The organism is Bradyrhizobium canariense (genome assembly GCF_019402665.1).
GTDB classification, from domain to species: domain Bacteria; phylum Pseudomonadota; class Alphaproteobacteria; order Rhizobiales; family Xanthobacteraceae; genus Bradyrhizobium; species Bradyrhizobium canariense.
Genome location: NZ_VSST01000034.1, coordinates 84105 through 108034, shown reverse-complemented (window position 1 = coordinate 108034; position 23930 = coordinate 84105). Strand labels below are relative to the sequence as shown.

General features: G+C 63.8%; 19 protein-coding genes. 14 read left to right on the top strand and 5 right to left on the bottom strand.

From position 1 onward, the window contains the following. Positions 1-18: 18 nt before the first annotated feature. Positions 19-936: a ribokinase gene (locus FXB41_RS18240; protein WP_219682716.1), complete on the bottom strand. Its 918-nt coding sequence runs from the start codon at positions 934-936 to the stop codon at positions 19-21. A gap of 18 nt (positions 937-954) precedes the next feature. Beyond that, the gene (locus tag FXB41_RS18235) at positions 955-1848 is read right to left on the bottom strand and encodes a sugar kinase (RefSeq protein ID WP_007593904.1); all 894 of its coding nucleotides are present in this window, start codon (positions 1846-1848) and stop codon (positions 955-957) included. 210 nt (positions 1849-2058) lie between these two features. Between FXB41_RS18235 and FXB41_RS18230 the strand changes: the two genes are divergently transcribed. The 9 genes from FXB41_RS18230 to FXB41_RS18190 all read left to right on the top strand — a co-directional run bounded on the left by FXB41_RS18230 (position 2059) and on the right by FXB41_RS18190 (position 11629). After that, positions 2059-2907: a VOC family protein gene (locus tag FXB41_RS18230; RefSeq protein ID WP_219682715.1), complete on the top strand. Its 849-nt coding sequence runs from the start codon at positions 2059-2061 to the stop codon at positions 2905-2907. A 271-nt stretch (positions 2908-3178) separates the two neighbouring features. Beyond that, positions 3179-3838 (top strand): TetR/AcrR family transcriptional regulator, encoded by a 660-nt coding sequence (locus tag FXB41_RS18225; RefSeq protein ID WP_007593902.1) that lies wholly within the window; start codon positions 3179-3181, stop codon positions 3836-3838. A 341-nt stretch (positions 3839-4179) separates the two neighbouring features. Next, on the top strand, positions 4180-4989 hold the full coding sequence (locus FXB41_RS18220; RefSeq protein WP_007593901.1) for an ABC transporter permease: 810 nt from the start codon (positions 4180-4182) through the stop codon (positions 4987-4989). 63 nt (positions 4990-5052) lie between these two features. Next, on the top strand, positions 5053-6045 hold the full coding sequence (locus FXB41_RS18215) for an ABC transporter substrate-binding protein (RefSeq protein ID WP_026233291.1): 993 nt from the start codon (positions 5053-5055) through the stop codon (positions 6043-6045). A 14-nt stretch (positions 6046-6059) separates the two neighbouring features. After that, on the top strand, positions 6060-6890 hold the full coding sequence (locus FXB41_RS18210; RefSeq protein ID WP_246648965.1) for an ABC transporter ATP-binding protein: 831 nt from the start codon (positions 6060-6062) through the stop codon (positions 6888-6890). A 4-nt stretch (positions 6891-6894) separates the two neighbouring features. After that, entirely contained in the window at positions 6895-8292 is a 1398-nt protein-coding gene (locus tag FXB41_RS18205) for an enolase-like domain-containing protein (RefSeq protein WP_219682713.1), read from the top strand. Then, on the top strand, positions 8289-9440 hold the full coding sequence (locus FXB41_RS18200; protein WP_219682712.1) for a Gfo/Idh/MocA family protein: 1152 nt from the start codon (positions 8289-8291) through the stop codon (positions 9438-9440). Before FXB41_RS18205 ends, FXB41_RS18200 begins: the two co-directional genes overlap by 4 nt. Positions 9441-9575: 135 nt before the next feature. Further along, positions 9576-10766 carry a dihydrodipicolinate synthase family protein gene (locus tag FXB41_RS18195; protein ID WP_219682711.1) on the top strand — a complete coding sequence of 397 codons (1191 nt, stop codon included), beginning with the start codon at positions 9576-9578 and terminating at the stop codon, positions 10764-10766. Then, the gene (locus tag FXB41_RS18190; protein WP_219682710.1) at positions 10766-11629 is read left to right on the top strand and encodes a sugar phosphate isomerase/epimerase family protein; all 864 of its coding nucleotides are present in this window, start codon (positions 10766-10768) and stop codon (positions 11627-11629) included. Before FXB41_RS18195 ends, FXB41_RS18190 begins: the two co-directional genes overlap by 1 nt. 1197 nt (positions 11630-12826) lie before the next feature. On the opposite strand, the gene FXB41_RS18185 is transcribed toward FXB41_RS18190, so the two are convergent. The 3 genes from FXB41_RS18185 to FXB41_RS18175 form a co-directional block, all read right to left on the bottom strand. After that, complete coding sequence (locus FXB41_RS18185; RefSeq protein WP_219682709.1) at positions 12827-14296, bottom strand: Spy/CpxP family protein refolding chaperone; 1470 nt, start codon at positions 14294-14296, stop codon at positions 12827-12829. Between the two features lie 486 nt (positions 14297-14782). Further along, positions 14783-15997, bottom strand: a complete 1215-nt coding sequence (gene rocD / locus FXB41_RS18180; protein WP_007593888.1) for an ornithine--oxo-acid transaminase — start codon at positions 15995-15997, stop codon at positions 14783-14785. 162 nt (positions 15998-16159) lie between these two features. Then, positions 16160-17380: a cytochrome P450 gene (locus tag FXB41_RS18175; RefSeq protein WP_219682708.1), complete on the bottom strand. Its 1221-nt coding sequence runs from the start codon at positions 17378-17380 to the stop codon at positions 16160-16162. 107 nt (positions 17381-17487) lie between these two features. On the opposite strand from FXB41_RS18175, the gene FXB41_RS18170 reads away from it, so the two are divergent. The 5 genes from FXB41_RS18170 (at position 17488) to FXB41_RS18150 (ending at position 23820) form a co-directional block, all read left to right on the top strand. Beyond that, positions 17488-18042 (top strand): phosphonopyruvate decarboxylase, encoded by a 555-nt coding sequence (locus tag FXB41_RS18170; protein ID WP_219682707.1) that lies wholly within the window; start codon positions 17488-17490, stop codon positions 18040-18042. Further along, entirely contained in the window at positions 18039-18629 is a 591-nt protein-coding gene (locus FXB41_RS18165; RefSeq protein WP_219682706.1) for a thiamine pyrophosphate-dependent enzyme, read from the top strand. Before FXB41_RS18170 ends, FXB41_RS18165 begins: the two co-directional genes overlap by 4 nt. Before the next feature lie 122 nt (positions 18630-18751). Continuing rightward, positions 18752-19453 (top strand): TetR/AcrR family transcriptional regulator, encoded by a 702-nt coding sequence (locus tag FXB41_RS18160; RefSeq protein ID WP_007593882.1) that lies wholly within the window; start codon positions 18752-18754, stop codon positions 19451-19453. A 1-nt stretch (position 19454) separates the two neighbouring features. Next, on the top strand, positions 19455-20648 hold the full coding sequence (locus tag FXB41_RS18155; RefSeq protein ID WP_007593881.1) for an efflux RND transporter periplasmic adaptor subunit: 1194 nt from the start codon (positions 19455-19457) through the stop codon (positions 20646-20648). Between the two features lie 76 nt (positions 20649-20724). Continuing rightward, complete coding sequence (locus FXB41_RS18150; protein ID WP_007593878.1) at positions 20725-23820, top strand: MexW/MexI family multidrug efflux RND transporter permease subunit; 3096 nt, start codon at positions 20725-20727, stop codon at positions 23818-23820. Positions 23821-23930 lie beyond the last annotated feature (110 nt).

Genomic DNA, 23930 nt, shown 5'->3' with positions numbered 1-23930 from the left:
GGCGAGGTAAGAAAGATATCAGCCTGCGTCTATCACCGCGCCGACTTCCGCGGCTGTCGGCATCGACGGCCCCGCGCCCATGCGCTGCACGGAGATCGAGGCGGCGGCATTGGCGAAGGCGAGTGCCGCGCGCAAGTCGACGCCGTCGGCAAGTTGCGCCGCGAGTGCTCCCACAAAACAATCGCCTGCGCCTGTGGTGTCGATCGCCTTCACCACGCGGCCGGACACCGAAATCTCCTCGCGTCCGGCGAGCGCGAGCACGCCACGCTTGCCGAGCGTGACGCAGATGGTCTGGTCCCTGCGCGCCTGAAGTTTTCGCGCGACGTCGAGGATCCGCGCGGCCTCGTCACTGTCGGACAACTCCACGCCGGCGAGGAGGCCGAGCTCGGTCTCGTTCAGCACGAGGATGTCGACCAGCGCGAGCAATTCGCTCGACATGGTTTGTGCCGGGGCCGGATTGAGCAGTGTCGTAGCGCCGGTGTCGCGAGCCCGCCGGAAGAACGCGGCGATCGTCGGCAGCGGGATCTCGAATTGGCTGACCGCGACATCGCCCTTTGCCAGCGGGACGGCCGCGACGTCGTCGACGCCGACCAGCGCATTGCTGCCGGGAATGACGACGATGGTATTGTCGGCCTCCGCCACCGTGATGATGGCCGTGCCGGTGTGCGCCTCGGCCCTCTCCTGGAGGTGGCCGAGATCGATGCCCTGATCGCCCAGGAAAGCCCTCAGCTCACCGCCGAATGAATCCTTGCCCAGCCGGCCGATCAGCGTGGTCCGCGCGCCAAGTCGCGACGCCGCCACCGCCTGGTTGGCGCCCTTGCCGCCCGGAAAATAGAGCACCTGCTTGCCGGCGACGGTCTCGCCGACTTTCGGATGGCGATCGGCCGTCGCCACCACATCCATGTTGATGCTGCCGGCGACGAAGACCCGCCCCATGAGAGACCTCTGCGAACGCTAGACCCTGACCTCGAACTCGTGCCTGACCTTGGCGATGTCGACAAGGGTCGGCAGGCCGGCTTCGTTGCCGAGACGCTGGATCTTGAAGGTCGAGGCTGCCCGGGCAAAATCGAAATGCTCGCGCCAGCTTTTGCCGGGATGGGCGAGATAAGAATAGACATAGGCGCCGTGAAAGACGTCGCCGGCGCCGTTGGTGTCGATCACGCGCTCGCGCGGAATCGGCATCGCCGGCATCACCTGCACCGTTCCGGTCTCGTCGTACCAGAGCAGGCCCTTCTCGCCCATGGTGATGCCGCCAATCTTGCAGCCGCGGCTCTTGAGGTAATCCAGCATCTTCTCCGGCGTCAGATCCATCTGCTCGCACAGGCGCTCGGCAACGATGGCGACGTCGATGAATTCCAATAGCTCATGCGTGTTGGTGCGAAGGCCGCCACCGTCGAGCGAGGTCAGAATGCCGGCCTCGCGGCAGACTTTTGCGTAGTGGATCGCGGCATCGGGCTGATGGCCGTCGACATGCAGCGCGCGGCAGCCGCCGAGATTGAGCATCGGGAACGGATGGATGTGGTCGTCGTCGCGGCAGCGGACGATGGCGCGCTTGCCGTCCTTTGGCATGATGAAGGACAGCGAGGACTGGTTGACCTTCCGCCCATGCAGCGAGATCGCGTATTTCGCGCACATGTCCATGAACATGCGGCCGAGCCAGTCATTGGCCGCGGTCGCGATCAGATCGGGCACGATGCCGAGCTTGGCGCAGCAGAACGCCGCGGTCACCGCATTGCCGCCGAAGGAAACCGCGTAGTCGGAGGCCACGTGCTTCTCGTCGCCGGTCGGCATGTGGTCGGTGATGAAGACGACGTCGATATAGGTCTGTCCGATGAAGAGAGCCTGCATTGCTTGTCCGTGATGCGCTTTGTGGTCCCGGCCGGCGCGCTTACTGTAACACCGGTTCCGCCGCGGGACCGCTGAAATTATTCGCAAAACCGCCGCCCGGAGTGCTTGAGGTCGGCATGCGGCCGGAATACGACCATCACCGGACAATGCCAAGCCCGGACAAACGCCGTCTCTCGGTCCACGGTTCCGGGCCGTTCAACAGGGGGTAGCATGATCACCGGCCTCGATCACGTCGTCGCACTGGTCAGGGATATCGGTGCGGCCAGGGCGGCCTATCAGACGCTGCTCGGGCGCGCGCCGGCCTGGCAGAATTCGGGCGAGGGCGCAGATCGGGTGCTGTTCACTCTCGCCAACATGACGATCGAATTGATGGCGCCGAACGGCTTCAGCGTGACCGCCGACCGCATGCGCGCGTTGCTCGGCGACCAGGAAGGCGTGCTCGCCAGCCTGTGCTTTCGTGTCGCGGACATGAGCAAAATGCACCGGCGGCTGGAGCGGGTGGCGCTCAAGCCGGATCCGGTTGCCGAGGTCGAAAGCAGCGACGCGGAGAGCGGCGCGGCCCTGCACTGGAAGCGGACGCGCGCCGCCACGGAGCTCACGCGCGGCGTGCGCATGTTCTTCCTCGAACTGGCTGATGAGCGTCCGCTTTCGCCGGCGACCGATATCGGGCCGATCGATGCGCTCGACCACGTCGTGATCACGACCGAGGATTCCGATGGCGCCGCCGCGCTTTATGGCGCGCGGCTCGGGCTCGATCTGGCGCTCGACCGCTCGCACCAGGATTGGGGCCAGCTGATGTTCTTCCGCTGCGGCGATCTCGTCGTCGAGCTGGTGCGCCGCCCCGTCGCGGGCGGCGATCCCCTGCATGACCGCCTCTGGGGCCTGAGCTGGCGGGTGACCGACATCGACGCCACGCGCGCCCGCCTGATTGGCGCCGGCCTCGACGTCAGCGACGTGCGCAACGGCCGCAAGCCGGGCACGCGGGTGATGACGGTGCGGACCGGCACCTGCGGCATCCAGACGGTCCTGCTGGAGCGCTCGCCGAAGCCGGTGGAGTGAGGGGCCTAACGCTCGGTCGTGTCCCGGACGCGCAGCAACGCCCTTGGCGTTGCTGCGCGGAGCCGGGACTCAGAAGGCGGCGACCTCTCATTGATATGGGCCCCGGCTCTGCAGCGCACCGCTGAAGAAGCGCTGCGCTGCGTCCGGGGCACGAGATCGTTCTCAAACCGCCGCGCGCGTGTTACATGCGTCTTGAAGCATCCAGCGAGCACCCGGTTTGGCGAAAGCAGCGGCAAAGCGAACTCTGAAATGGCAGCGCGATCCCGAGGGGATGCGGCTGCGCATTCTCGAAGCCGCCAAGCAGGAATTCTCGGCGCACGGGCTCGCCGGTGCGCGCGTCGACCGCATCGCGGCCAACGCCGGCGCCAACAAGCGGATGCTCTACTATCACGTCGGCAACAAGGACGAGCTCTATCTCGCGGTGCTCGAAGGCGCCTACGACAAGATCCGCAGCGAGGAGCGCGGGCTCGATCTCGAGCATCTCGATCCGCCCGAGGCGATCCGCCGCCTGATCGAGTTCACCTGGAATTATTTCCTGCGCAATCCTGAATTCCTGTCGCTGCTCCAGACCGAAAATCTCGCCCGTGCAAAGCACCTGAAGCGCTCGACCAAGGTCAAGTCGATGCACTCGCCCTTCGTCGAAATGATCGGCACCGTGGTGCGGCGCGGTGTGTCCGGCGGCGACTTCAAGGTCGCGGTCGATCCTGTCCAGCTCTACATCTCGATCGCGGGGCTGTGCTTCTTCTATCTCTCGAACTCGGCGACGCTCAGCGTGATCTTCGGTCGCGATCTGCTGGCCAAGGACGCCAAGGACGAGCGGCTAGACCACATGGTCGGCCTCGTGCTGGCAGCGCTGACCGGACAGTCGGCCGCACTGTTAGCTATGACCAAGACGCCGAAATCGCGCGCCGCGGTGGTGCAGACGGTTTAGCGCGACTTCGTCGTATCGCTGCTTGCGATAATGGAAATTGTGGAGTCGGACTGCACCCCCAACGTCGTCCTGGCGAAGGCCAGGACCCATACCGCGTGATCCATCGATCGCGCGTGGTGCCAATCCCGAACGACCAGCCTCGCCAAACTTCACCCTGTGGTTATGGGTCCTGGCCTTCGCCAGGACGACACCGAATGTTTGGAGGGACGGCACGTTCCGCCGCGATCCCCCGCCCAAACCTTGCGGAACCCCCGCCCAAAACGTCGCAGGAAAACCGCTGGACAGTATTTACCCAACGGGTTAATTTCTCGCCCAACGAACAAGACGACCGGGAGTGAGACGTGGCTGAGCTGAAGCCGCAGAGTGCGGTGTCCAAGATGCTGAATGCGGCCTGGATCCGGCCGTTTTTGTTCCTGGTGTTCATCGTCGTGGCCTGGGATCTCGCGATCCGGCTGTTCAAGATTCCCGCCTATCAGATCCCGTCGCCGGGCGATGTCATTGCGGTGCTGCGCACCGATTGGCCGGAACTGCTGCGCCAGTCCTGGCCGACGACTTATGCGACCGTCTGCGGCTTCGCGCTCTCGGCGCTGTTCGGTATCCCCATCGCGATGCTGATCGCGGGATCCAAGACCGTGGAGAGCTACGTCTATCCCCTGCTGGTGTTTTCTCAGTCCGTGCCGAAGATCGCGATCGCGCCGCTGTTCGTGGTCTGGTTCGGCTTCGGCATCATTCCGAAAGTGATCTCGGCGTTCCTGCTCGGCTTCTTTCCGGTGGTGGTCTCCGCCGTGCAGGGCTTCAAATCGGTCGATCCAGATATGGTCGATCTCGCCCGCGCCATGCAGGGCAGCCGCTTCCAGGTGTTTTGCGCGGTGAACCTGCCGCATGCGCTACCGGCGATCTTCTCCGGCCTCAAAGTGTCGGTGACGCTGGCCGTGGTCGGCGCCGTCGTCGGCGAGTTCGTCGGCTCCAATTCCGGCATCGGCTATGTGATGCAGCGCTCGATCGGCACCTTCGACCTGCCGACGATGTTCGCAGCGCTCGTGATCCTCGCGCTGCTCGGCGTCATCCTGTTCTGGATCGTGGACCGGATCGAGAAGCTGGTTATTCCCTGGCATGTCAGCCAGCGCGAGGACGTGATTTTCGCCTCTTAACAACAACCAAAGCAACGAACGGCCGCCAACGGCTGACGCAAACAACGGCAAGGGAGAGTGACGATGAAGCGGTGGATAGGAGCTGTCTCGGCGGCGCTGATGGTGTTCGCGGCCATGCCGGCGCAAGCAGCCGACAAGGTCGTGCTGATGCTGAACTGGTACGTCTATGGCGAGCACGCACCGTTCTATTACGGCAAGGCCAAGGGCATCTACGCCGCCGAAGGCATCGACCTCGAGATTCAGGAAGGCCGCGGCTCGGCGGCGACCACGCAGGCCGTCGCGGCCAAGACTGCCGATTTCGGCTATGTCGATGTGCCCACCATGATGCGCGCCGCGATCAAGGGTGCGCCAGTGGTTGCGACCGGCGTGCTGCTCCAGACCAGCCCGATGTCCGCGATGGGCTTCGTCGACAAGAACATCAGGAAGCCCGAGGATATCAAGGGCAAGACGGTCGCGATCACGCCGGCCGATTCCATGACCCAGATCTGGCCGCTGTTCCTGAAGAAGACCGGCCTCAAGGAAAGCGACTTCCAGACGGTGGCGGGTGATGGCCAGACCAAGCTCAACGCGGTCATCAACGGCCAGGCCGATCTCCTGCTTGGCTACGTGATGGATCAATCGATGAAGATCAAGGACGCCACCGGCAAGGACGTCTACCCGATCAAGTTCGCCGACTACGGCATCAACATGGTCTCGTCGGGCATCATCGCCAACACTGATTATGTGAAGGCCAATGCCGACCTCGTCCGCCGCTTCATGTCGGCGACGACCAAGGCGGTCGAAGCCGCCGAGAAGGAGCCGAAGGCCGCGGCGCAATCGATCCTCGATGCCAACCCCAAGGGCGGCAAGATCGACACGCTGACGCAGGGCTTTGAGCTGACCATTCCGCTGTACCGGACGCCTGAGACCAAGAGCAAGCGCCCGTTCCAAGTCACCGACCAGAACATGACGGATTCGGTCAATCTGATGGTCGAATATGGCGGGCTCGATGCCAAGGCCAAGGAGAACCCGAAGGCGTTCTACACCAACGACTATCTGCCGAAGAGCGGTTCGTGAAACCTGCGACGAACATGAGTGAAACCCTGCAACCGGCCGCGCATCTGAGACTGGTGAGCGACCGCGCCGCCGGCGATGCGTCGGGCATCAAGCTATCAGGCGTGTCGAAGACCTATCGGACGCGCGACGGCGATGTGCCGTCGTTGCGGCCGCTGGATTTTCACATCAACGACGGCGAGTTCTTCGTCGTGGTCGGCCCGTCCGGCTGCGGCAAGTCCACGCTGCTCAAGCTGATCTCGGGACTGCTGCCGCCGACGACGGGCGAGATCCTGGTCGAGGGTGAGAAGGTGACGGCGCCGCACGGCAATGTCGGCATCGTGTTCCAGAACGCGCTGTTGCTGCCATGGCGCAACATCCTGTCCAACGTGATGCTGCCGATCGACATGAAGCGGCTGCCGCGGCAGACATATCTCGACCGGGCCAAGGCGCTGTTGAAGCTGGTCGGGCTCGAAGGCTTCGAGAAAAAGCTGCCGTGGCAGCTCTCTGGCGGCATGCAGCAGCGCGCCTCGATCTGCCGCGCCCTGGTGCATGATCCCCGGATCATGCTGATGGACGAGCCGTTCGGCGCGCTCGATGCGCTGACGCGCGAGCGCATGAATGTCGAGCTGATGCGGATCCAGCGCGAGACCAGGAAGACGGTGCTGTTGATCACGCACTCGATCCCCGAGGCCGTGTTCCTCGCCGATCGCGTGCTGGTGATGACCGAGCGGCCCGGCGCGATCGCCGCGATCTACGACGTGCCGCTGCCGCGCCCGCGCTCGCTCGACGTGATGGCCGACCCTGTGTTCACCGAACTCGTACAGCGCATCCGCAAGCATTTCTTCTCGCAAGGGGCGTTGGACTGAAGCCATGTCACCGCGCCTGAAGCTGCGAGACATCGCGTTCTTCGAACGTCCCGTGCGTTTCGCGCGGCCGTTCCGCTTCGGCGCGATCACGATCAACGCGACGCCGCAGCTGTTCGTGCGGGTCGAGATCGAGGTCGAGGGCAGGGGATCGGCGGTCGGCGCCAGCGCCGAGCTGCTGGTGCCAAAATGGTTCGACAAGCGGCCGGAGCTTTCGCCGGCCCAGACCGTCGATGACTTGCGCCGCTCGCTGGAGATCGCGCGGGGGCTTTATCTCGCGCGAACCGGATTTTTGACGGCATTCGATCTGCATGCATCGTGCATCGGTGCCCAGGTCGCGACCTGTGCGAAAAAGAACATTCCGGCGCTTGCCGCGGCTTGCGGACCCGCCGAAATCGACAAAGCGATCCTCGATGCGCTGCTCCGCGCTGCCGAGACCAATTTCTTCGACGGCATGGCCGGCAACATTGCCGGCATCGACGCGCGGCTTTCGCCCGACCTGAAGGAAACGGATATCACGACGTTTCTATCCGGCCGTAAGCCGCTGTCGCGTGTTGCCATCAGGCATACCGTCGGCCTCGATGACACCGTTGAAGGCGAGGGCGGGGTTGCCGACGCCCGCGAGAACTCCGGTGCGAGTTATTTCAAGCTGAAGCTGTCGGGGGACCCCGTCGGCGATGCAGCGCGGCTGGCGCGCATTGGCAAGGAGCTCGATGCGCTGGACCGTGACTACAAAGTGACGCTCGATGCCAACGAGCAATATGCCGATCTCGCAGCCTTGCATGAACTCATCGGCCGGCTCGACCATGACACTGCGCTGCGATCGATTTCATCCAGGCTGCTCTATGTCGAGCAGCCGATGCCGCGCGATGTCACGAGGCAGTCGCCGCTCGGCTCGCTCGCGGCGCGCGGCTTCATCATCGACGAAGCCGACGATTCCTACGACGCGTTTCCCGCGGCACGGGCGCTCGGCTATCACGGCATCTCCTCGAAGTCCTGCAAAGGGCTTTACAAGTCCATCGTCAACGCGACGCGCGCGGCGAAATGGAGCTTGGCCGGCGAAAGATTCTTCGTGACCGGCGAGGACCTCACCTGCCAGGCGGGCCTCGCCGTGCAGCAGGACCTTGCGCTCGGGGCCTTCATCGGCATCACCCATGCCGAACGTAACGGCCACCATTACGTCGATGGCTTCGGTGATACGCCCGCCGCGGAGGCCCAGGCTTTCGCCGTCGCGCATCCCGATCTCTACGCGGATGCCGGGCAGGGCATCCGCCTCTCCATTCACAACGGCGATCTCCTCACGGGATCGCTCAATGCAACGGGCTTTGCGACGTGGGTTCATCCGGACTGGTCGGCGCTACGCCCGCTCGAACAGCCAAAATCTCTGCAGGAGCAATCGGCATGACCACCCAACGCCTCGGCCTCATCATGAACGGCGTCACCGGCCGCATGGGACTCAACCAGCATCTGATCCGCTCGATCGTCGCGATCCGCGAGCAGGGCGGCGTCCGCTTGAAGAACGGCGACCGCGTGATGCCCGACCCGATCCTGGTCGGCCGCAGCGCCGAGAAGGTCGAGGGGCTCGCCAAGCGCTACAACATCGCGCGCTGGACCACCGATCTCGACGCCGCCCTCGCCGACAAGAATGACGCCATGTTCTTCGATGCCGCGACCACACAGGCGCGGCCGGGGCTTCTGACCCAGGCCATCAATGCCGGCAAGCACGTCTATTGCGAGAAGCCGATCGCGACCAATTTCGAGGAGGCGCTCGAGGTCGTCAAGCTCGCCAATTCCAAGGGCGTCAAGCACGGCACGGTGCAGGACAAGCTGTTCCTGCCCGGCCTGAAGAAGATCGCCTTCCTGCGCGACTCCGGCTTCTTCGGCCGCATCCTCTCGGTGCGCGGCGAGTTCGGCTATTGGGTGTTCGAAGGCGGCTGGCAGGAGGCGCAGCGGCCGTCATGGAATTACCGCGACGAGGACGGCGGCGGTATCATCCTCGACATGGTTTGCCACTGGCGCTACGTGCTCGACAATCTTTTCGGCGAGGTCGAGAGCGTGAGCTGCATCGGCAACACCGACATTCCCGAGCGTTTCGACGAGCAGGGCAAGAAGTACAAGGCGACCGCCGACGACTCCGCTTATGCCACGTTCCAGCTCAAGGGCGGCGCCATCGCCCACATCAACATGTCCTGGGTGACGCGCGTCTATCGCGATGATCTCGTCACCTTCCAGGTCGACGGCACGCTCGGCTCGGCCGTCGCCGGCCTTTCCGACTGCATGATCCAGGCGCGGCAGGCGACGCCCCGACCGGTGTGGAATCCCGACGAGAAGCGGCTGCACGATTTCTACAGCGACTGGCAGAAGCTGCCTGACAACGTCACTTACGACAACGGCTTCAAAGAGCAGTGGGAGATGTTCATCCGCCATGTCTACGAGGATGCGCCCTACAAGTTCACGCTGCTCGAAGGCGTCAAGGGCGTGCAGCTCGCCGAATGCGCGCTGAAGAGCTGGAAGGAGCGGCGATGGATCGACGTCGCCCCGATCAAGGTCTGAGGTCTATCGGATAATCATCGATGTTGTTGAGCCGTCATTGCGAGCGAAGCGAAGCAATCCAGAAACCCTCCGCGGACACAGTCTGGATTGCTTCGTCGCTTCGCTCCTCGCAATGACGGGGAGAGGTCTGAAATCATGAACAAGCCCGTCCAGCCGATGTTGTCGTTGTCGCTCAAACTGCCGAAGGCCGATCGCTCGATCGAGACCTACCGGCTCGCGGCCTCGCGAACGTTTCCCGCAAAGCTCGAGGGTCCGCTGAACCGCATTGCGTTCTCCGCCGTCCATACCGTGATCGATCCCTTTGCCGACAACGACCCGTGGCTCTCCGCTGCCGTCGACTGGGACAAGACCATCGCCTTTCGCGAGCACATCTGGGATCTCGGTCTCGGCGTGGCGGAAGCCATGGATACCGCGCAGCGCGGCATGGGGCTGGACTGGCCGACCTCGCTGGAGCTGATCACGCGCTCGGTGTCCGCCGCCAAGCGCCGCAACGCGCTGGTGTTTTCCGGAGCGGGCACGGACCATCTTGCGGTCGAGGACGCCAAGAATCTCGACGACGTGATCCGCGCCTATGAGGAGCAGATATCGGCAGTCGAGAAGGTCGGCGGCCGCATCATATTGATGGCGTCGCGCGCGCTGGCGAAGCTGGGCCGCAACGCCGACGATTATGCCAAGGTCTATGACCGTGTGCTGTCGCAGGTTCGCGAGCCCGTGATCATCCACTGGCTCGGCGACATGTTCGATCCGGCGCTGACGGGATATTGGGGCACCAACGATCTCGACAAGGCAATGGATATTGCGGTCGCCATCATCAACGGCAACGCCGCCAAGGTGGACGGTGTCAAGGTTTCGCTGCTCGACAAGCAGCGCGAGATCGACATGCGCCGTCGTCTCGACAAGCGCATCAAGATGTACACCGGCGACGATTTTAATTATGCGGAGCTGATTGCCGGCGACGAACAGGGCTTTTCGCACGCGCTGCTCGGGATCTTCGATGCGATCGCGCCGGCGGCGTCCTACGCCTTGTCGCGGCTGGCTGCTGGTGATGAGGCGGGCTTCCACGACGTGCTGGGGCCGACGGTGCCGCTGTCGCGCCACATCTTCAAGGCGCCGACGCGGTTCTACAAGACAGGCGTGGTGTTCATGGCATACCTCAATGGTCACCAGGACCACTTCACCATGGTCGGCGGGCAGGAGAGCACGCGCTCGACGCTGCATCTGGCCGAGTTGTTCCGGCTGGCCGACAAGGCCGGGCTGCTCGCCGATCCGGAGTTGGCGACGCGGCGGATGAAGGCGGTGCTCTCAACGCGCGGAATCGAATCCTGATGCGTGATTTTTCGTCCGACCATCGCTGGCTGTCGCTCAACACGGCGACAATCCGCAAGCAGGCTGATCTCGTCGAGATCATCGACGCCTGTGCCAGGCACGGCATCCGCGCCATCGATCCCTGGCGTGACCAGGTCGCAGCCGTCGGCCTCGAGCGCGCCGCGCGTGCGGTGCGCGATGCCGGTCTCGACCTGTCGGGCTATTGCCGTGGCGGCATGTTCACCTCCGACGCATCGCGCCGGAGCGAGGTGCGCGACGACAACCGGCGCTGCGTCGACGAAGCCAAGGCGCTGGGAGCCCCCTGCATCGTTCTCGTCGTCGGCGGCCTGCCGCAATATTCGCGGCCGGGCAGCGAGGCGTCGAAGGACATCGCCGGCGCGCGGACGCAGGTCGAGGAAGCGCTCGCCGAAATGCTCGATTACGCCAAACAGGCCAAGCTGCCGCTGGCGATCGAGCCGCTGCATCCGGCCTATGCCGCGGACCGCGCCTGCGTCAACACCACGAAGCAGGCGCTCGACATCTGCGACCGGCTCGACCCTGATCGCAGCGGCATGCTCGGCGTCGCGCTCGACGTCTATCACATCTGGTGGGATCCGGAGCTGATGGGGCAGATCGCGCGCGCCGGCCGAGATCGCCTGCTTGCCTTCCATGTCTGCGACTGGCTGGTGCCGACCAGGGACATTCTCAACGACCGCGGCATGATGGGCGACGGCGTGATCGACATCAAATCGGTGCGCGAAGCGGTCGAAGCGCAGGGCTTTGCCGGCTATTCGGAGATCGAAATCTTCTCCAACGACTGGTGGAGGAAACCGATGGATGAGGTGCTGCAAACCTGCATCGCGCGGCACAAGACGGTGGTGTAGCTTTAACGAACGCTGGTCTCACGGGCTTGCTACCTGCTGCAGCCTGTTGAAGCGCGCCTTCTGCTCGGTGCTCCGCACAAACTCCTGCAGAGCAGCGAACTAGTTGGGAGTAGTACCAACGAGAGGTGGACAGCCTTCAGCTTTCAGGCAGAATATCACCACCCCGATGCCGCAGCCGCGCCACAGTCTGCGCCAGATCGGATGAGGTAATTGGTGGCATCAACGATCGGCAGGCACGACGGATGTACCCTGCCTGACGATCTTGAATGGCCCCGACGTGCAATCGTCGGGGCCATTGTGCGTGGTAAGGCTGGCCACTTTTGCCAAAGGCCTCGGCGTGGTCGGACGCGGCTGATTTTATTGCGGTTGTAAGGAAAGACCGCACGAACGCGGTCTTGCAGTCCAATGGGCCGGGACCAAATAGTTTTGGGATCAAATTTTTTGTCCGGTCCGGTCTGGTCACGAGCTAACCACATCCAGGAAGGGCCGCTCACTATTAAAATTTCAGTCCTAAATAATTTCAGTCCTAAATGGAACGCGCCGGCGACCTATCGTCCGATGCGCGCTTTGCTGATGTGTGCCTAGAGCGCAGACCGAAGGGCTGTCATTCTTCGCAGCCCTTGTTGCTGCCCCGCATCGTTCGCCTTGCTATTCGGTGAAAAGTCAAACGATTGCGCTATCATCGATGACCGTCAAACACCGGGATGTCACTCGTCAATTCAATCTGCGAAGCTGTGACAACCCAAATGCGCTTGTAAGCAAACAAGCGTGAAGGGAGGGTTCGCAATGGAGAAGGTGCGACGCTTGCGTGCGATAAGTTCGCTGTGCCGGCAACAGGCCGCGTACAACAGCATAAATGCAAGCTGCTCGCAGAAGCAGAATACTGGGATCACCTGGCCCATCTTGAGCTGTCTTCCTACTTCCAACAATGCAACGCCATTAGCTCGAATGAGATAGAGCGGCCTCGATCAATCACAAACACGAATGACGCTGGACCGAAGGCGATTTCGGCCACGTGAGGACGGAGCAAGGCTGTCGTTTGCATTCCGCCACCGCACGTCTCACAGAGAGAAGTGGCCTGGACACGCATGCTCTCGTCGAGCTGTGAAGCAGGGCAGGGCGATTGCGGTCACACCACGTCGTTCGGCTGCTGCGCAAATGGCCACGAGAGAATGCCGAGAGAACGCGACCTCGTCCTCACGGGCTTGCGACCTGTTCCAGCGCGTTGAAGCGTGCCTTCTGCTCGCTGCTCAGCGTGGCATAGAACTCGTCAAGAGTCGGTTCGACCAGCTTGGCGGCCGTCAGCATGGCTTCGAGCCGGTGCTGCATCGCTTCCAGCCGTCCGACCGGCGTCAGCGGTACATCGTTCGGGCAGGCCGCCTGCAGGTGATCGACGCCCTTGGCCGTCGCTTCGCTGAGGCGGTCGAGCGCTTCCTTCTGCTTGCCTGCGGGGTGCAGCACTGCCTCGATCCTTTGGATCGGTAACTGGGTCAAGCCGGACTTCGGATCGCCGCAGCCGTCGGCAGTGGTTTGGGCACTGGCTTGCTGCGGCAGGGAGCGCTCGCCGACATTGGGGCCGAGCGCGTTGAAGCGCGCCTGCTGCTCGTCACTGAGTGAGTTGTAAAAATTCTCCAGTGCCGGCCGCACGATCTTGACGGCTTCCAGCGTCGCGCTGATGCGGTTCATCATTGCGCGCAGGCGGCTGGGTGGAGTCAGTGCATACGTCTCTGCGCAGGAATCCTTGAACACACCGGCAGCGTTGGCCGCCGCGGTCTTCAGCTCGTCGAGCAGCGTGCGTTGCTCCGGTGTCGGCCGTACCGCCCGCGCGATATCGGCAAGCGGCCAGGCGGTGACGCCCTTGTCCGGTGTGCCGCACAATTGCCGCAGCGTCTGGGGGCTCACGCTGGCGCCTCGAGGAGCGCGGGAACCTCCGCCGGCTTGCGGATAGTCATACGGGTTGGTGGTGCTGGCATAGGCGGAATAGGGGCTGTCACCACCCCAGAACACGGTGTCGACGAAGTCGTCATACGCGTACGCCCAATAGCCGGGCTCGTAGGCATAGGACCAGAAGGTGTAGTCAAAAATGTCGGAATAGGCGTAGGGCCAGAACACCGGCCCAAGCCATGCCACGAAGGCCGCGGGGTGGCGGTGGCGCCAGGCCTGCCGGGGCGCCCAGCCGCTCTGGCGGGTGATGAGAGCCGCCTGGGTTTGCGAAGTGGCCTGCTCGCGGAAACGCTCGGCAAATCGCCCGCGCCCGGCGGCTCGCCCTGCGGCAGCCGCTGCAGCAGTTGCCGCGGGAGCCTGTCCCAGCCGCTGCTGGCGCGCCAGATCGGTTTGCTGCACACGCTGCTCACGCTGGAGCAAGCGGTTTTGCGTCTGGAGCATTCGTTGTTGCTGGCGTTGCGCCCGCGCACCTTCAGGCTTTTGCGACTGCAATTGCTGCACGCGCTGCTGCAGCCGATCGATTCGGGTCTGGCGCTCCGCGGTCTGGCGCGACAGCACCTCGCGCTGCCGCTGCTGCACCACCTGCTGGCGCTGCTGGATCTGCAGGTGATGCTGTTGCGCGCGTTGATCGATCTGCTCCCGTCGCGACAGCCGCTCGCGCGCGGCTGGCGGTCCGCTGGGGCGCAAGGGGGCGGCGATGTGCGGCGTCGGCCGCGGCCCCATGGCCGGACGTTGCGGTGCAGGCGGCGCCCGATGGAATTCAGGTCGCGGCGCCGCCACGTGCGGGGCAGCCCGCGGCGGTGCAGCGAAGTGGGGGGCCGGACGCTGGGGCGGTGAGGCGAGGTGCGGCGCCGGATGCGGCGCCATGGCCGGTCGCTGCGGCATGGAAGGTGGATGGAATGCGGGGGCGGCGGGGCGCACCATGGCCGGCGGCGCCGGCGGACGGGCCATGGCAGGTGGTGCGGCTGGCCGAACTGCCGGCGCTGCGGCCGGCCCGGGTGGTCCACCCCTTCCGTGTCCCTGAGCGGACGCGCTGACGCTCGCCGCCAGCATCGAGGCACCAACCAAAAAGGCCGTCAGGCAAACGCCATGCGGAAGCATGCTCGTCGCTCCCAGCTCGATATCGCCCACAATTCTCAACGCACAGGTGGCGGAATCGTTCGTCGTTGGTCGCAGCCGGCAATTGCGATCTTCCGACGCAGGCAGGCTCTAGGAGAAATCCTGCGTCAGGATCGTCGCGAACTGCTCCAGTGCCCCGTCGACCTGAGCGCTGGTGATCACCAGCGGCGGGGCGATGCGGATGGTGTGCTCATGGGTGTCCTTGGCGAGGATGCCCTTGCCCTGGAGCGCCTCGCAGTAGCGGCGCGCGCGGCCGGCTTCGGGATGCAGCTCGACCGCCAGCATCAGGCCGCGGCCGCGCACGTCGCGGATCGTGTTGGCGCGGATGGCTTTCAAGCCTTCGAGAAAGCGCGCGCCTTGCGTGGCTGCGTTCTCGATCATGCCTTCTTCCACCAGCACGCGCAGTGCCGCGCGCGCGACCGCGCAGGCGAGCGGGTTGCCGCCGAAGGTTGAGCCGTGTTGCCCGGGTCGCAAAGTCCCGAGCACGTCGTTGTTCGAGAGCACAGCCGACACCGGATAGAAGCCGCCGGACAAGGCCTTGCCGAGCAGCGTCACGTCAGCCTCGACGCCTTCGTGCTGTTCGGCAAGCAGCTTGCCAGTGCGGCCGAGCCCGGTCTGGATCTCGTCGAGCACCAGCATGACGTTGTTGGCCGTGCAGAGCTTGCGCACCCCCGTGAAATAGCCGGGTGGAGGAATGATGACACCGGCTTCGCCCTGGATCGGCTCGACCAGAAAGGCGACGGTGTTTTGCGTGATCGCTTCTTCCAGCGCCGCGGCGTCGCCGAACGGGATAATCTTGAAGCCCGGCGCGAACGGCCCAAAATGGGCGCGGGTCTCGGGCTCGGTTGAAAAACCGACGATGCCCAGCGTGCGCCCGTGGAAATTGTTGGTGCAGACGATGATCTCGGCCTGGCCGTCCGGCACGCCTTTCACCTCGTAGCCCCATTTCCGCACCGACTTGATCGCGCTTTCGACCGCCTCGGCGCCGCTGTTCATCGGCAGCACCTTGTGCGAGCCGGTCAACGCCGCGATCTCTTCGTAGAACGGGGCGAGCTGGTCGTTGTGAAAGGCGCGCGAGGTCAATGTAAGCCGGCTCGCCTGTTCGACCATCGCGGCCAGGATTTTCGGGTGGCAGTGGCCCTGGTTGAGAGCCGAATAAGCCGAGAGGCAATCGAGATAACGGTTGCCCTCGGTATCCCACACCCAGACACCTTCGCCGCGCGACAGGACGACCCCGATCGGCTCGTAGTTGCGAGCGCCAAAGCGTGCTTCGGTTGCGAGGAAATCGATGACCGAGGAGCTCATCTTCGTCACTCCATTGCTGCTTCGGCATTGGCCGTTGGCGAGGCGCGCGCTCCCGTCGATTTGCCTCCCCTTGTCAAATGGTTATGCGGATCCATAAGGCAATCTTCCGCCGACGGCCCTCTACTGTGCATGGGGTTGTTTTCGACATCTTTGTTTCCGGCCTCAGTCGATCGCGCACGGCACGCTCAAAAAGCCGCGGAACCGCACCCGTCCACCCCTAACCGGCTGTCCGCTCACGGCATAGTTCGGGAAGCGCGCCAAGAAGCGTGAGACCGCGATGGCGCCTTCCAGCCGCGCCAGCGCCATGCCGGCGCATTGATGCGCACCGGTGGCGAAGGCGAGATGCCGGTTCGGCGTGCGCGCGATGTCGAATCTCTCGGGGTCGGGAAACTGCGCCGGATCGCGGTTGGCAGCTCCGATGCACAGCGTGATCGACGTGCCGGCATCGAGCATGACGCCGCCAAGCTCGACCCGCTCCGTGGTCATGCGGTTGCCGAGCTGGTTCGAGCTCTCGTAGCGCAGCGTCTCTTCGACCGCAGTTTTGATGAGGTCGGGGTGGTCGATCAGCCGCCGCTTCTGATCCGGATTGCGGTCGAGCGCCACGAGGCCGTTGCCGATCAAATTGGTGGTGGTCTCGTGGCCGGCATTGAGCAGGAAGATGCAGTTGTGCAGCAGCTCCTTCTCGGTCAGCCGCTCGCCGTTGTCTTCACCCTGTATCAGGCGCGTCAGCACGTCGCGCTCGGGATTGCCGGGCCTTTCGCGCCGGCGCGCGACCAGCGTTCGGAGGTAGCCGAGGAAATCCGTCACCGCGTTGTTGCCGCGGGCAGCGACTTTAGGTGACACCACTGGTTCGAGGGCACCGAGGATTGCCAGCGACCAGTCGCGCAGCGGCGCGCGCTCGTCATGGGGCACGTCGAGCAGATTGCCGATCACCTCGATGGGGATCGAGGCGGCGAAGTCCTCGATCAGCTCGCAGCTGCCCTTGGTGGCGATGGCATCGAGCAGACCGTCGACCAGCTTGATGATATCAGGCTCCATCCCGGCGATTGCGCGCGGCGACAGCGCGCCCATGATCAGGCGCCGCACGCGGGTATGCGCCGGCGGATCGTTGAAGACGAGGCTCGTGGTGTGGTGTTCGTAGAGCGGGGTGTCGCCGTATTTCGGTGCGAACTCGCGCTTCTTGTCCGAGCTGAACGATTTTGTGTTCTTGTAGCTCGTGACGAGATCGTCATAGCGGGTCAGGAACACGGTGCCGTTGCGTAGGCGCTTGACCGGCTCGTTCTCCCGCAGTGCACGATAGGTCGGGTAGGGATCGTCGTAGAATTCCGGCGTCAGCTTCTCCAGATCGAAACTGGCCGCCAGTTCATTCGCACTTGCGTTCATGCCGCCATACTCGCCGGTTGAATCCGATATGCTGTATTCGCTCTTTTGAGCGGCTCGGTTCACCGTCTACAGTCGAACCGTGATTTGCAAGCCGACCGGACAGGAAAATGCACGCCCGCGCTGACGCTGCCGACACCGCCGCCGACTCCGGCACTCATTGGCCCGACGATATTTTCGCGACCTTGCAACGCTTCGACGTCCGGCAGGTGCCCTACGTGCCCGACGCCGGCCATTCAAAGCTGATCCAGCGCGTGCTGGCATCGTCCACGATGCGCGGCATTCCGCTGACGACGGAGGAGGAGGGCGTGGCGCTTCTCGCCGGCGCCTGGACCGGCGGACAGCGCGGCGTGCTGCTGATGCAGTCGAGCGGGGTCGGTAATTGCATCAACATGCTGTCGCTGATCCCGATCCTGCGCTTTCCCTTCCTCACCCTGGTGACCATGCGTGGCGAGTGGGGCGAGTTCAATCCGTGGCAGGTGCCGATGGGATCGACCACGCAGGGCGTGTTCGAGCTCTCGGGTGTCAAGGTGCTGCGGGCTTCGACCGCAGCTGAGGTGCCGGCCGTGCTCGAGGCGGCGGCCGCGCAGGCCTATAACGCCCTCACGCCCACCGCCGTCCTGCTGTCGCAGCGCCTGATCGGCGCCAAGGTTTTCACCAAATGAGCAAGGCCAATCTCCTCGACCGCCGTCAAGTGGTGTCCGCGCTTCTCGCGGACCGCAAGGATGTGGTTGCGATCGGCGGCCTCGGCGCCTCCACCAACGACATGTTCGCGGCCGGCGACCATGCCCGGAATTTCTACCTCTGGGGCGGCATGGGCGGGGCGGCGATGATCGGGTTGGGCCTCGCTCTGGCGCAGCCAAAGTTGCCGGTGCTGGTCATCACGGGCGACGGCGAGATGCTGATGGGCATGGGCAGCCTTGCCACCATCGGCCTCCAGAAGCCGTCCAACCTCTCGATCGCGGTGCTCGACAATGAAGCCTATGGCGAGACCGGCGGTCAGACCAGCCACACCGCCGCGGCCGCCGACCTCGTCGGCGTCGCCAAGGCCTGCGGCATCGGGGATAGCCGGTCCGTGACGACCATGGTCGGGGTCGAGGCCTTCGCCAAAGCCGTCCACGACGTCTCCGCCGGGCCGCGCTTTGCCAGCGTGAAGATCGACAGCGCCAATCTGGAGCGGATTTTGCCGAGCCGGGATGGGACTTACATTCTCAACCGGATTCGCGGCGACCTCGGCTTCCAGCCAATCTAGGCGCTCCCGTCCTGCACGGAGACCGTGTGGGCGAGGTCAATTTCCGCTGGAATTACAACGCACTCAGGTTGCGATGCAGCATAGTGCTTGACTTTTGCGTGGGTGAGTGCTTACTCACTAGCATGAGCTCATTGCGTATGACGAGCGACCTGAGGCGTCAATTGATCCTCGGCGCCGCAAAGCGTTGCTTTGCCCGACACGGCTATACCGGCACCACGACCAAGAGCGTGGCGGCCGCCGCTGCCATTTCCGAGGCGCTGCTGTTCAAGCATTTCCCGTCCAAGGCCGCGCTTTACGCCGAAATCCTCAGCGACGAATGCGAGGCGGACCCGGCGCTCATGGAGCTGCTCGAACGTGAGCCGTCGACGGCCACGTTGGTCGAAGTGATCCGCGGCATGGTCGGGCATTTCATGCACATCGCCGATGGGCCCGACCAGGAAGAGGCCCAGCGCCTGCGATTGATGGCCACGAGTCATTTGGATGATGGCGAATTCGCTCGTTTGCTATATGCCAAGATCGAGACGCTGATCGGGGCGGCCTTCGTCGCCTCGCTCAAGCGTGCGGTTGCCGCGAGGGACGCGCGGCCATACAACGGCGAACCGCTCAACCTGTTCTGGTTTGCGCATCACACCGTGATGACGGCTGCGCTGACCAGGCTGCCGGCCACGCCGTGTCTCGCTTACGGCAAGGCGAACGACCTTGAGCGGCAGCTGTGTGAGTTTCTCCTGAGGGGTATCGGACTTAACGACGCCGCAATTGTTTCGCATTTGGGCCGCGATCAGGCCGGTTGTGTGGGCAAGACGGCGATTGCAGAGAGTGCATGACATGAACATCGTCACCGAACACAAGATTTCGGGCGAACCGATCGACAACAAGGCTCCCAAGCGTCCGGTCCGGCCGGTGCTCTGGTTCATCATCGTCGGCGCGCTTCTGGCGGTGCTCGTCGGTGGCCTCGTCTGGTTCAATTATTTCCGCGGCCAGATGATCAAGCAGTTCTTCGCCAACAACAAGCCGCCGCCGGTCGCGGTCAGCGCCGCCGAGGCGAAGTCCGAGGTGGTGCCGAACCTGCTGACCGCGGTCGGTGGGTTGTCCGCCGTGCACCAGGTCGACGTCAGCGCCGACGTCAACGGCCGCGTCACCGAGATCAAGTTCGAGCCAGGCACGCATGTCGAGGCCGGCACGCCGCTGGTGCAGATGTTCGACGCGCCGGAGCAGGGCGACCTCGCCAACTACAAGGCGCAGTCCACCGTCGCGCAGCTGTCGCTCGACCGCGCCAAGCAACTGGCGTCGCGCCAGTTCGGCCCGCAGGCAACCGTCGACACCGCGCAGGCCGCGTACGATCAGGCGCTGGCGGGTATTGCCAAGACCGAAGCGTTGATCTCGCAGAAGCTGGTCCGCGCGCCGTTCGCCGGCGATCTCGGCGTTCGCAAGGTCGAGGTCGGCCAGTATCTGACCGCCGGCACGGCCATCGTTTCGCTGACGGATCTGTCGGAGCTGTGGGCCAACTTCACGGTGACGGAAAAGGACTCGGGCAATCTCAAGGTCGGTCAGCCGGTTCGGCTGAAGGTCGACGCCTATCCGGGCCGCACCTTCGACGCCAAGATCACGACGATCGAACCGCAGATATCGAGTGACACCCGCAACATCCGCGTGCAGGCGACCATCTCCAATCCGGAGAAGATCCTGAAGCCCGGCATGTTCGTGACCACCACCGTGGTGCTGCCGGACAAGCCGGCCGTGGTCACCGTGCCGGAGACGGCGGTCGACTACACGCTGTACGGTGACTCGGTGTTCGTGATCACCGAGAAGAAGGAAGCCGACGGCAAGACCAGCCTGAGCGCGGTGCGCACTTTCGTGCAGACCGGCAGCCGGGTCGAAGGCCGCGTCGAAATCGTCAAGGGCGTGAAGCCGGGCGACAAGGTCGTCGCCGTCGGCCAACTCAAGCTGCAATCGGGCGCGGCGGTGTCGATTTCGACCGACCCGGCTCCGCAGATCCCGGCGCAGCCACCGCGCTACTGACATCGTACACGTTGCAGCATGATCCGGCACGGCCGGGTCATGCGTTTTGCAAGTCAAAGAAATCGAGATCGCCGCGATGCGCTTTACTGATATTTTCATCAAACGCCCGGTCCTGTCGGTCGTCGTCAGCCTGCTGATCCTGCTGATCGGTTTGCGCGCGGCGACGACGCTGCCGATCCGGCAATATCCGAAGCTGTCGAACACGGTCATCAACATCACGACCGTCTATCCGGGCGCGTCCGCGGACCTGATCCAGGGCTTCATCACCACGCCGATCGAGCAGGCGGTCGCTTCCGCCGAAGGTGTCGACTACATCACCTCGTCCTCGGTGCTCGGCACCTCGACGATCCAGGTCTACATCAAGCTGAATTTTGATCCGAACCAGGCGCTGACCGAGGTTCTGGCCAAGACGAACTCGGTCAAATATTTGATCCCGAAGGAATCCAACGACCCGATCGTCACCAAGACCACGGGCCAGACCACGGCCGTGATGTATCTCGGGTTCTCGTCCGAAGAGCTGTCGGGCTCGGCGATCTCCGACTATCTGACGCGCGTTGTGCAACCGGTGCTGTCGACCGTCGATGGCGTGGCCTCCGCCGACATTCTCGGCGGCCAGACCTTTGCGATGCGGCTGTGGCTTGATCCCCTGAAGATGGCGGGCCGCAACGTGTCGCCCGCAGATGTCGCGACCGCGATCACCGCCAACAACTTCCAGTCAGCGGCGGGGCAAACCAAGGGCTATCTCATCGTCTCGAACGTATCGACGAATACGGGCCTGACCGACGTCAACCAGTTCAAGAAGATGATCGTCAAGGCCAAGGACGGCGGCTTCGTGCGGATGGAGGACATCGCCACCGTCGAACTTGCGGCCCAGAGCACGGACGCGAGCGTCGCCTTCAACGGCGAGCACGCCATCTTCATCGGTGTGCAGGCAACGCCGCAGGGCAACCCGTTGACGCTGGTCAAAGGCGTGCGGGCGCTGTTCCCCGAGCTGGAGCGCAATCTGCCGCCCTCGATGAAGATGAAGGTCGCCTACGATTCGACCAAGTTCATCCAATCCTCGATTGACGAGGTCGAGAAGACGCTGGGTGAAGCCGTGATCATCGTGATCGTGGTGATCTTCCTGTTCCTGGCGTCGTTCCGTTCGGTGATCATTCCAGTCGTCACCATCCCGCTGTCGATGATCGGCGTCTGCACGCTGATGCTGGCGCTGGGCTTCAGCTTCAACCTGTTGACCCTGCTTGCGATGGTGCTCGCGATCGGACTCGTGGTCGACGACGCCATCGTCGTGGTCGAAAACATCCATCGCCATCTGGAGGAAGGGAAAACGCCAGTCCAGGCATCGCTGGAAGGCGCGCGCGAAATCGTGGGTCCCGTCGTCTCGATGACCATCACGCTCGCCGCCGTGTACGCGCCGATCGGTTTCCTCGGCGGCCTGACCGGCTCGCTATTCCGCGAATTCGCCTTCACGCTTGCGGGCTCGGTGATCGTATCCGGCGTGATCGCGCTGACGCTGTCGCCGATGATGTGCTCGGTGCTGCTGAAGAACACCGAAGAGGGTCGCTTCGCCAAGGCGGTTAACAAGGTGTTTGGCGCGCTGACGCGGTGGTATGGGCGCAGGCTCGACCGCTCGCTCGACTACAAGGCCATCACCGGCCTGTTTGCGGTGACCATCCTCGGGCTCGTCGGCTTCCTCTACATGCACACGTCGAAGGAGCTGGCGCCCGAAGAAGACCAGGGCATCGTGTTCGCGGTGACCAAGGCGCCGAAATACGCCAACATCGACTACGTCGACTTTTACGGCGAGAAGCTCGACAAGGAATTCCAGAAATTCCCCGAGACCGATCTGCGCTTCGTGCTGAACGGCATCAACGGCCCGCAGGGCGGTATCGCCGGCATGCTGCTGAAGCCGTGGGAGGACCGCAAGCGTTCGTCGATCCAGCTGAAGTCGCTGGTGCAGGCCGAGCTTTCCAAGATTGAGGGCGTGCAGGCGTTCGCGTTCAACCTGCCGCCGCTGCCGGGCGGCCCCGGCGGCCTGCCGGTGCAGATGGTGATCAACTCCACCGCCAGCTTCCAGACTGTCTACGAACAGATGGAGAAGCTGAAGGCTGCCGCCCGCAAGAGCGGAATGTTCATCGTTTCCGACAGCGATCTTGCCTACAACCAGCCGAACGTGAAGGTGACGATCAACCGCACCAAGGCGCAGGATCTCGGCGTCAACATGCAGAACCTCGGCAGCACGCTCGCCGTGCTGCTCGGCGGCAACTACATCAATCGCTTCAACCTCGAGGGCCGTTCCTATCAAGTCATCCCGCAGGTGCCGCGCGGTCAGCGGCTCTCGCCGGAATCGCTCGCCGGCTACTACGTGACGACCAACACCGGCCAGCAGCTTCCGCTGTCGACGGTGGTGTCGATCGAGACCAAGACCGAGCCGAATTCGCTGACACATTACAATCAGCTCAATTCGGCGACCTTCTCAGCGGTACCGATGCCCGGCGTGACCGTCGGTGCGGCGGTGGACTTCCTCGAGAGCGAGGCCAAAAACCTGCCGCAAGGTTTCAGCCATGATTATCTCGCGGACAGCAGGCAATATGTGCAGGAAGGCAACCAGCTCGCGATCACCTTCGGCTTCGCGCTGATCATCATCTTCCTGGTGCTAGCGGCGCAGTTCGAGAGCTTGCGCGATCCGCTGGTCATCATGATTTCGGTGCCAATGGCGATCGTTGGCGCGCTGATCCCGCTGTTCTTCGGCGTGGCGACCATGAACATCTACACCCAAGTCGGCCTTCTGACCTTGGTGGGCCTGATCACCAAGCATGGCATCCTGATGGTGGAGTTCGCCAACGAGCTCCAGATCAACGAACGGCTCGATCGCCGCTCCGCCATCGAAATGTCGGCCCGCATTCGTCTGAGGCCGATCCTGATGACCACGGCCGCGATGGTGACGGGCCTTATCCCGCTCCTGACCGCGACCGGCGCAGGCGCGGCGAGCCGCTTCTCGATCGGTCTGGTGGTCGTCGCCGGAATGTCGATCGGCACGCTGTTCACGCTGTTCGTGCTGCCGGCGGTCTACGTGGTGCTGGCGACCGACCATCGCGCGGCGGCCGATTCCGAGCGGAACAAACAAGTCAACGATCTCGACCTTGGCTCCAAGGCGCTACGGCCGACCTGAGGCCGCAGGTAAGCCAACCCGAGGGCGGCAGCGGCTAATCCGTTGCCGCCCTTTTTCTATTGCCCCGGTTGCTTCGGCTAGCTTTTCCCCGCTCGCGAGAGACAAGGTCC

Bases quoted from the DNA above. Each gene is read 5' to 3' on its own strand.
- FXB41_RS18240 (WP_219682716.1), bottom strand. From the start codon at position 936: ATGGGGCGGGTCTTCGTCGCCGGCAGCATCAACATGGATGTGGTGGCG.
- FXB41_RS18235 (WP_007593904.1), bottom strand. From the start codon at position 1,848: ATGCAGGCTCTCTTCATCGGACAGACCTATATCGACGTCGTCTTCATC.
- FXB41_RS18230 (WP_219682715.1), top strand. From the start codon at position 2,059: ATGATCACCGGCCTCGATCACGTCGTCGCACTGGTCAGGGATATCGGT.
- FXB41_RS18225 (WP_007593902.1), top strand. From the start codon at position 3,179: ATGCGGCTGCGCATTCTCGAAGCCGCCAAGCAGGAATTCTCGGCGCAC.
- FXB41_RS18215 (WP_026233291.1), top strand. From the start codon at position 5,053: ATGAAGCGGTGGATAGGAGCTGTCTCGGCGGCGCTGATGGTGTTCGCG.
- FXB41_RS18210 (WP_246648965.1), top strand. From the start codon at position 6,060: ATGAGTGAAACCCTGCAACCGGCCGCGCATCTGAGACTGGTGAGCGAC.
- FXB41_RS18205 (WP_219682713.1), top strand. From the start codon at position 6,895: ATGTCACCGCGCCTGAAGCTGCGAGACATCGCGTTCTTCGAACGTCCC.
- FXB41_RS18200 (WP_219682712.1), top strand. From the start codon at position 8,289: ATGACCACCCAACGCCTCGGCCTCATCATGAACGGCGTCACCGGCCGC.
- FXB41_RS18195 (WP_219682711.1), top strand. From the start codon at position 9,576: ATGAACAAGCCCGTCCAGCCGATGTTGTCGTTGTCGCTCAAACTGCCG.
- FXB41_RS18190 (WP_219682710.1), top strand. From the start codon at position 10,766: ATGCGTGATTTTTCGTCCGACCATCGCTGGCTGTCGCTCAACACGGCG.
- FXB41_RS18185 (WP_219682709.1), bottom strand. From the start codon at position 14,296: ATGGGGCCGCGGCCGACGCCGCACATCGCCGCCCCCTTGCGCCCCAGC.
- rocD (WP_007593888.1), bottom strand. From the start codon at position 15,997: ATGAGCTCCTCGGTCATCGATTTCCTCGCAACCGAAGCACGCTTTGGC.
- FXB41_RS18175 (WP_219682708.1), bottom strand. From the start codon at position 17,380: ATGAACGCAAGTGCGAATGAACTGGCGGCCAGTTTCGATCTGGAGAAG.
- FXB41_RS18170 (WP_219682707.1), top strand. From the start codon at position 17,488: ATGCACGCCCGCGCTGACGCTGCCGACACCGCCGCCGACTCCGGCACT.
- FXB41_RS18165 (WP_219682706.1), top strand. From the start codon at position 18,039: ATGAGCAAGGCCAATCTCCTCGACCGCCGTCAAGTGGTGTCCGCGCTT.
- FXB41_RS18160 (WP_007593882.1), top strand. From the start codon at position 18,752: ATGAGCTCATTGCGTATGACGAGCGACCTGAGGCGTCAATTGATCCTC.
- FXB41_RS18155 (WP_007593881.1), top strand. From the start codon at position 19,455: ATGAACATCGTCACCGAACACAAGATTTCGGGCGAACCGATCGACAAC.
- FXB41_RS18150 (WP_007593878.1), top strand. From the start codon at position 20,725: ATGCGCTTTACTGATATTTTCATCAAACGCCCGGTCCTGTCGGTCGTC.